Here is a 6,930-nt window from a genome sequence, read left to right on the forward strand (position 1 = left end):
TCTCGGATCAGACCGGACCCCACACACCGTTATTCAGACAGTCCCCTACGTTGCTGTTCGACGGCGGCGCTGCCGCGAACGACGTGCAAGCCATCATGGGGCACTCCACCCTGCAGATGACCGAGCGGTACAGCCGCGCGAGGTCGGACGCGGCACGACGCGGGGCGGAGCGACTGGATAACTTGTTCGGCGCACCGTCCCCTCGTGGGCCTTCCCTGTGACAACGCGCAAGCTCCCCCGCGAGTCAGCTGCGGGTGGTACGGTGGACCCATCACGATCAGCCCGCTCGCCTCACGGCTCGGGCTGATTTTCTTTTCCAGGAGGATGGATGGTCGAGTACGCCAAACCCTGGCTCTCCATCGATGATCAGATCCGCAAACTGAGCGAGCGCGGTGTCGACGTAGGGGACCACGCCGACGCCGTACGTCTGCTCAACGCCATCGGCTACTACCGACTTACCGGCTACCTATACCCCTTCCGGATGTCGGAGTCATTCGTCGATGACAACGGCGAACCGGGCGTCCGCATCGTGAGCCAGTACCGCGAAGGAACCTCCCTCGCCCACGCATCACAGATCATCGACTTCGATCGCAAGCTACGCCTCCTCGTGCTGGATGGCGTCGAACGCATCGAAGTCGCGCTCCGGATGCAAGTGGGGTACGTCCTCGGACGACGATCACCATTCGCGCACCTCCACGACTCAACGTTCGTCACGTCATTTACCGGGACCTCGACCGACCCGGCCACGGGCGAGCCGACCAGCCGTCATATCGAGTGGCTGCAACGTGTCGACGTCCGCCGACTCGGTTCAGACGAGGCATTCGTCGCCCACTTTCGCACCAAGTACGACGACACGATGCCAATCTGGGCGCTCACCGAGATCCTCGAGCTTGGGCATCTGGCGCGGCTCTATGCCGGGCTATCGAACGATCTCGCAACCTAGATCGCGCGAGCGTTCGATGTGCCCACAAAACGCGTCATGTCGAGCTGGCTTGCGAGCCTCAACTACGTCCGAAACGTCGCAGCGCACCACGCGCGTCTCTACAACCGCAAGCTCGTCGTCGCACCTCAACGACCACCCAAGGGAGTCGTTCCGCTACTCGATCACCTCCGGAACGAGACCACAGCGAAGAGCGTCTTCGGCGTATCCAACGCGCTTGCCGTCATTGCCTTTCTGTTGCCGTCCGTGGATCCCGCGTCCGGCTGGCCTGCCAAAGCAGCCGACCTCCTCCATGACTTCCCGGCCTCGTCAGGCTTCACGACGCAGACGATGGGTGTCCCGAGCGACTGGTCGAGCGCGACGCTCTGGAGGTAAGCCCTCGCCTGGCTAGGCTGGGATCGGTGCCGCGCAACGAGCAGAAGCGGTTGCTGTACCTGTCGCACGCGGTCTCCGTTCTGCGAGCGCCGAGCGACGTGCCGCGTGGAGGTCACCCGGTTGGCGCTCGCACAAGTAGCACGGAATCTGTGCCGGGAATGTGCCGGGAACTCTCCCGAAACGACCACGACGAACGAACATCAATGAGCACTCGAACCGCGAAATCACGCGGGCAATGAGTGCTAACGAGTACCCAAAAAGCCACCGCAAACAACTGAAAATCGTGAGGTCACGGGATCGACGCCCGTCGGAGCCACACGGATCGTCGTTACAACGGTCCTAGAAACCCTCGCCTAGCTTCTACATGGCGGGGGTTTCGCTTTTCCCGGCAGGAGGCCGATCAGACCTGACGGGGAGCCCGGTGACCGTGCCGTTCCGGCATCTGGATCTCGCGAGACAGCCCCACACGCCGCCCTCCCGTCAGGGGCGGATGCCGGTGGCGAAGATGGCGACCAGACGGCGCTCCAACCCGGGCGCCAGCGCGCGGACGGCCTCGGGTTGCGGGCGCGAGAGGATGCCGATCGCGAGGACCAGCTCCAGGGCGGAAAGGCTCTCGTCGGCGAGTCCGTGGGCACGCGCCTCCACGAGGACGCGGTCGACCTCAGCGAGCGCCGCACTCTGCGCATCACGCAGCGCGGCCGACAGCCCACCGCCCACCACCTGCGAGAGGGCGTCGGTGAGCGCGCCGAGATCCAACGCGACGAGGCGGTCCAGGAACTCCCGCCACGCGGCATCCGGGTTGCGCTGGATGGTCGGCAGCGCCCCGTTCGCGGCAGCGGCGATGTCTTCGAGGCTCGCACCGATCACCGCGTCGATGAGGTCGAGCCGAGTGGGGAAGTTCCTGTAGAGCGTGGCGATGCCGACATCGGCCGCCTCAGCGACACTCTCCAGCGCCACGCCGCTTCCCCGCGCGGCGAAGAGGCGACGCGCCTCATGAACGATCGCCTGCCGCCGACGGGCTGCATCCGCGCGCATCCGCCACCACCTTCCTCATCTTCGCGATTCTCCCAGCTAAGCGGAGTATATTCATCCGCCTAAGCGGAGGAGTAGCCTCCGCATCTGCGATCCGAGGCCCATGACAACGCACGCCACCCCCGAACCCCGTACCGCCCTTTCATCGGAGGAAGCACCCGCCACGAGCAAGCGCCGCCCGCCCGCGGCGATCATGCTCGCGGCACTGACGCTCGGCCTGTCCGTGGTCCTCACGCTTCTGCTGGTGGTCTTCATCATGCCCTCGCTCAAGGGCGGGGCGCACGACCTGCCCTTGGGCATCGTGGGGTCTTCGCAGAGCATCGCGCAAGTGGATGCCGGCCTGGCGGCCGCGAACCCGGACGCCTTCGAGCTGTCCGTCTATGAGTCGGCCGAGGACCTGTCCACCGCCATCCGCGAGCGCGAAGTGGCAGGTGGATTCGTGGTGGAGGACGGCGCGGTGCACACCCTCGTGGCCAGTGCCGGATCCGTCACGATCTCTTCCACCGTCGGGGCGACCGGCGAAGCGCTGGCCGCACAGCTGGGCATGGATGCGGCTCAGACCGACGTCGTGCCGCTGCCCGCGGCTGATCCGTCCGGTGTCGGCATCGGCGGACTCGCCTTTCCGCTCGTGTTCGGCGGCATCGTGCCGGCCGTCGCCTTCCGTGCCGTGTTCCCCCGACGCCTCGGCTGGGCAGTCGGCGGCATTCTGGGCTTCTCCGTCATCGGCGGTGCCGTTGTGGCTGCCGTGCTGGCCTTCCTGTTCGGCAGCATTTCGACGGCCGCCTTCTGGCCCGTCGCCGGAGCCATGACCCTGGGCATCGCGGCCCTCGCGCTTCCCTTGGCCGGGCTCAAGGAGCTCTTCGGCGGCAAGGGATTCACGATCGGTGCGATGGTGATGATGTTCCTCGGCAACCCGCTGGCAGGGATCTCGACGTCAGCGGAATGGCTGCCGGGCTGGCTCGGCGCCATGGGCCAGGCGCTGCCGCCCGGCTCAGCCGGCACGCTCGTGCGCGCGGTGGCCTACTTCGGTGGCGCCGGAGGGCTCGGCGCCGCCCTCGTCCTGGCCACCTGGACAGCCGCGGGCGGGGTGATGCTCGCGATCGCGGCGCGCCGGTCGCGTCGCTCACCGCAGCGCACTACCTGATCCGACGCTTCGGCAAGGGTTGCATGCTTCGTCCGAGACGGCGGGTTGGCTCGAGCCCGCGACCTGAGGAGAATCAGGTCACACCTCTGAGGGAAGACCACGGGGAGAACGCATGGTCCGATCGTTGAGCAATCGCACGTTCGCGGCAGCCGCCGTGCTCTCCGCCTTCGCGGGCTTCGTCGACGGCTTCGGGTTCGTCTACCTCGGCGGCTATTTCGTCTCGTTCATGAGCGGCAACACGACCCGCGCGAGCGTCGACCTCGCGGGTGCGGGCTTCGCCGCCGCCGCCACGGGGTTCCTCCTCATCGCGGCCTTCGTCATCGGAGCGATGATCGGCACGAGCCTTCCGGGGGGACGAGCGCGCGGCGAGATCCGGATGCTCCTCGTTCTGATCGGAGTGGCCGCGGCCGCAGTCACCTCGGCCGTCGGATGGACCTGGGCGACGGGCGCGCTGCTGGCCCTGGCGATGGGCGCACTCAACACGGTCTTCGCCCGCGGCGGCGACGTGCCGTTCGGGATCACCTACATGACCGGCGCACTCGTCAAGTTCGCGACCACCCTGGTCACCGCACTCAAGGGCGGCCCGCCGTGGGCATGGGTGCGGCACCTCGTGCTGTGGCTGGCGATCGCTCTCGGCGCCGTCGCGGGTGCCGGCGCCTTCTCACTCGTCGGCACCGCCGCCCTGTGGATGCCGGTCATCGGCCTCGCCATGATGCTCGCCCTTCCCCCGACTCGAGCGCTGTTCCACGTCTGAGCGCTGGGGGATGCCGCATCCGGCCCGCGCCGGTCAGGACCGGTCGGCGAGCATTCCCTGCATGCGCTTGATCTCGATGTTCTGGTCGGCCTCGACGTGCCGGGCGATCGTGTCGATCGCGATCTCCTGGCCGCCTCCCGACGCATAGAGGTCGACGACCATCGTGACGGCCCCCTCGTGGTGCCTGATCATGAACTCGAGGAACATCCGGTCGAAGGCCGCACCCTCGGCGCGGGCGAGAGCATCGAGCTCGGCGTCGGTGAGCAGACCCGGCATGCCGGCGTGCGCATCGTGGCCGGCATCCGGATCGCGGGCCGGTTCGCCGCGCTCCTGCAGCCACGCCTCCATCTGGCGCATCTCTTCTTCCTGGCCGATGGCCATGCGCTGAGCGAGCAGCCTGACTTCTTCGTCATCGGAGCGCTCGGCGACGAGGTCGGTCATGATGATCGCCTGCGAGTGGTGGTGCAGCATGTCGCGCACGAAGACGACGTCTTCTTCCACGTACGGGGGACCCTGGATCGCGGCCGCCTCTTCGGGCGACAGCGTGCGATTGGGCTGCCCCGGACCCCCCAGCTGCACGACCGGCGCCGTCGACGTGGGCACAGCCTCAGCCTCGCTCGTGCAGGCTGTGAGGCCGACCGCGAGCATGACCGCCGCACCCGTCGAAACCAGCCGGGTCCATCGCGTCATCGTCGTGCACCTCTCGTCATTGAGTGTCGGCCCATCATCCGTCACGTCATCGGTTATCGCGTTACGGGTAGCGCTGTTCCCAGCAGACCTATAGATTCCCCTACATATAACTGCATATCCGTGAAGTATGCGAAGCGCGCACCACGACCCGCCCGCGGGGCGCGGAGTGCTCTTCGGCCAAAGCAATGAAGCTACAAATCGATGACGATTGAAAGGCCTAACCTCAGAATGAACACACAACCCGAACGCGCACGCTGGAAGGCGCGCGCACTGGCCACCGTGGGCGCCGTCGCCCTCGGCATGTCGATGGTGACGGCTACCGCCACCGTCGCAACGGCCGACACGCAGGCAGACCCCCGCGAGGGGCTCGCCGCCGGCCTGTACAACGCAGGCACCGCCGCCAGCAACGTCGACCTGCTCTCGACGCAGGCCAAGCCCGAAGGCTTCGGCAACTACAACTCCGACATGGCGTACACTGGCAATTACGCGATCAACGGAAACTACAACGGCTTCCAGATCTATGACATCTCGAACCCCGCAGCACCGACGCTGACGGGGTCGTTCCTGTGTCCCGGTGGACAGGGCGATGTCTCTGTCTACGGCGACCTGCTGTTCATGTCGGTCGAATCGGCCCCGGGCCGCCTCGACTGCGGATCGGCCAACAACACTCCTGTCACCGACCCGCAGAACTTCCGCGGTGTCCGCATCTTCGACATCAGTGACATCAACAACCCGTTCCAGGTCACCGGCGTCCAGACGTGCCGAGGATCGCACACCCACACCGTGGTCGAAGACCCCGATGACGCCGAGAACGTCTACGTCTACGTCTCGGGCACCGGTGGCGTCCGCACCACGACGACGAACGTCGCCGGCGGCTGCACGAACGTCGCGGGCAACACGATCGAGTCACAGCTCGACGCTGAGGGCAACCCCATCCTGGGCGCGCGCTTCCTCGTCGAGGTCATCAAGGTTCCGCTGGCCAACCCGGCCGGTGCGGCAATCGTCAACCACGCCCGCATCTTCAGCGACCCGGCAACGGGCAGCCCCGCGGGCCTGTGGCCCGGCGGCAGCCACGGCGAGGGCATGCAGTCCACGTCTGCAGCGGACGCGTGCCACGACATCACGTCGTACCCCGAGATCGGCCTCGCTGCCGGCGCCTGTGAGGGCAACGGCATCCTGATCGACATCAGCGACCCGGCCAACCCGGTTCGCCTCGATGCCGTCACCGACCCGCGCTTCGCCTACTGGCACTCGGCCACGTTCAACAACGACGGCACCAAGGTCGTCTTCACCGACGAGTGGGGTGGCGGAAGCGGTGCTCGCTGCCGCGCAGTCGACCCGCTCAACTGGGGCGCCAACGCCATCTTCGACATCGTCGACGGCAAGCTCGAGTTCCGCAGCTACTACAAGATGCCCGCCCCGCAGACGGCGCAGGAGAACTGTGTCGCGCACAACGGTTCGCTCGTTCCGGTCCCGGGTCGCGACATCATGGTCCAGGCCTGGTACCAGGGCGGTCTCTCGGTGTTCGACTTCACCGACTCCGCCAACCCGGTCGAGATCGGCTACTTCGACCGCGGCCCGATCAACGGCAGCGCCCTGACGCTGGCCGGTTACTGGTCGACGTACTGGTACAACGGTCACATCTTCGGTTCGGAGATCGGCCGCGGCTTCGACAGCCTCGCGCTGAAGCCGAGCGAGCACCTGAGCGCGAACGAGATCGCGGCTGCGACCGAGTTCCAGCTCGACGAGTTCAACCCGCAGCACCAGCCGAAGATCTCGCACGCTGCGAGCTACGCGGTTGCGAAGTCGTTCGTGGACCAGGCTGAGCGTGCGGGCACGCTGTCGGGCGAGGCGCTGGCAACGGTGCGTTCGCAGATCGCTGCTGCTGAGGGCTACGGCCCCCACCAGGCGAAGGCCGCGCTCGAGGCTGCCGCTGTCGCGGCCGGCCCTGGTGCTGCCGCTGACGCGCTGCGTGAGCTCGCCGACTCGCTGACC

5 protein-coding genes and 1 pseudogene are annotated in these 6,930 nt (G+C 67.0%); 4 read left to right on the forward strand and 2 right to left on the reverse strand.

Annotated elements, in window-relative coordinates; translation table 11 throughout:
• The first annotated feature begins 328 nt into the window (after nucleotides 1–328).
• A pseudogene (locus tag AC25YV_RS12705) lies at nucleotides 329–1,315 on the forward strand (Abi family protein).
• 480 nt (nucleotides 1,316–1,795) lie between these two features.
• Here AC25YV_RS12705 and AC25YV_RS12710 read toward each other — a convergent pair.
• Nucleotides 1,796–2,350 (reverse strand): TetR/AcrR family transcriptional regulator, encoded by a 555-nt coding sequence (locus tag AC25YV_RS12710; protein WP_488124223.1) that lies wholly within the window; start codon nucleotides 2,348–2,350, stop codon nucleotides 1,796–1,798.
• 100 nt (nucleotides 2,351–2,450) lie between these two features.
• Between AC25YV_RS12710 and AC25YV_RS12715 the strand changes: the two genes are divergently transcribed.
• Both AC25YV_RS12715 and AC25YV_RS12720 read left to right on the forward strand, forming a co-directional pair.
• Nucleotides 2,451–3,491 carry a hypothetical protein gene (locus AC25YV_RS12715; protein WP_488124224.1) on the forward strand — a complete coding sequence of 347 codons (1,041 nt, stop codon included), beginning with the start codon at nucleotides 2,451–2,453 and terminating at the stop codon, nucleotides 3,489–3,491.
• A 112-nt stretch (nucleotides 3,492–3,603) separates the two neighbouring features.
• A complete protein-coding gene (locus tag AC25YV_RS12720) occupies nucleotides 3,604–4,245 on the forward strand; it encodes a DUF1275 family protein (protein ID WP_488124225.1) in 642 nt (213 codons plus the stop codon).
• A gap of 33 nt (nucleotides 4,246–4,278) precedes the next feature.
• On the opposite strand, the gene AC25YV_RS12725 is transcribed toward AC25YV_RS12720, so the two are convergent.
• Complete coding sequence (locus tag AC25YV_RS12725) at nucleotides 4,279–4,935, reverse strand: DUF305 domain-containing protein (protein ID WP_488124226.1); 657 nt, start codon at nucleotides 4,933–4,935, stop codon at nucleotides 4,279–4,281.
• 228 nt (nucleotides 4,936–5,163) lie between these two features.
• On the opposite strand from AC25YV_RS12725, the gene AC25YV_RS12730 reads away from it, so the two are divergent.
• Nucleotides 5,164–6,930, forward strand: a 1,767-nt coding sequence (locus tag AC25YV_RS12730; RefSeq protein ID WP_488124227.1) for an LVIVD repeat-containing protein, incomplete at its 3' end; no start/stop codon positions are given.

This window comes from Microbacterium sp. Y832, assembly GCF_057669765.1.

Bases quoted from the DNA above. Each gene is read 5' to 3' on its own strand.
- AC25YV_RS12710 (WP_488124223.1), bottom strand. From the start codon at position 2,350: ATGCGCGCGGATGCAGCCCGTCGGCGGCAGGCGATCGTTCATGAGGCG.
- AC25YV_RS12715 (WP_488124224.1), top strand. From the start codon at position 2,451: ATGACAACGCACGCCACCCCCGAACCCCGTACCGCCCTTTCATCGGAG.
- AC25YV_RS12720 (WP_488124225.1), top strand. From the start codon at position 3,604: ATGGTCCGATCGTTGAGCAATCGCACGTTCGCGGCAGCCGCCGTGCTC.
- AC25YV_RS12725 (WP_488124226.1), bottom strand. From the start codon at position 4,935: ATGACGCGATGGACCCGGCTGGTTTCGACGGGTGCGGCGGTCATGCTC.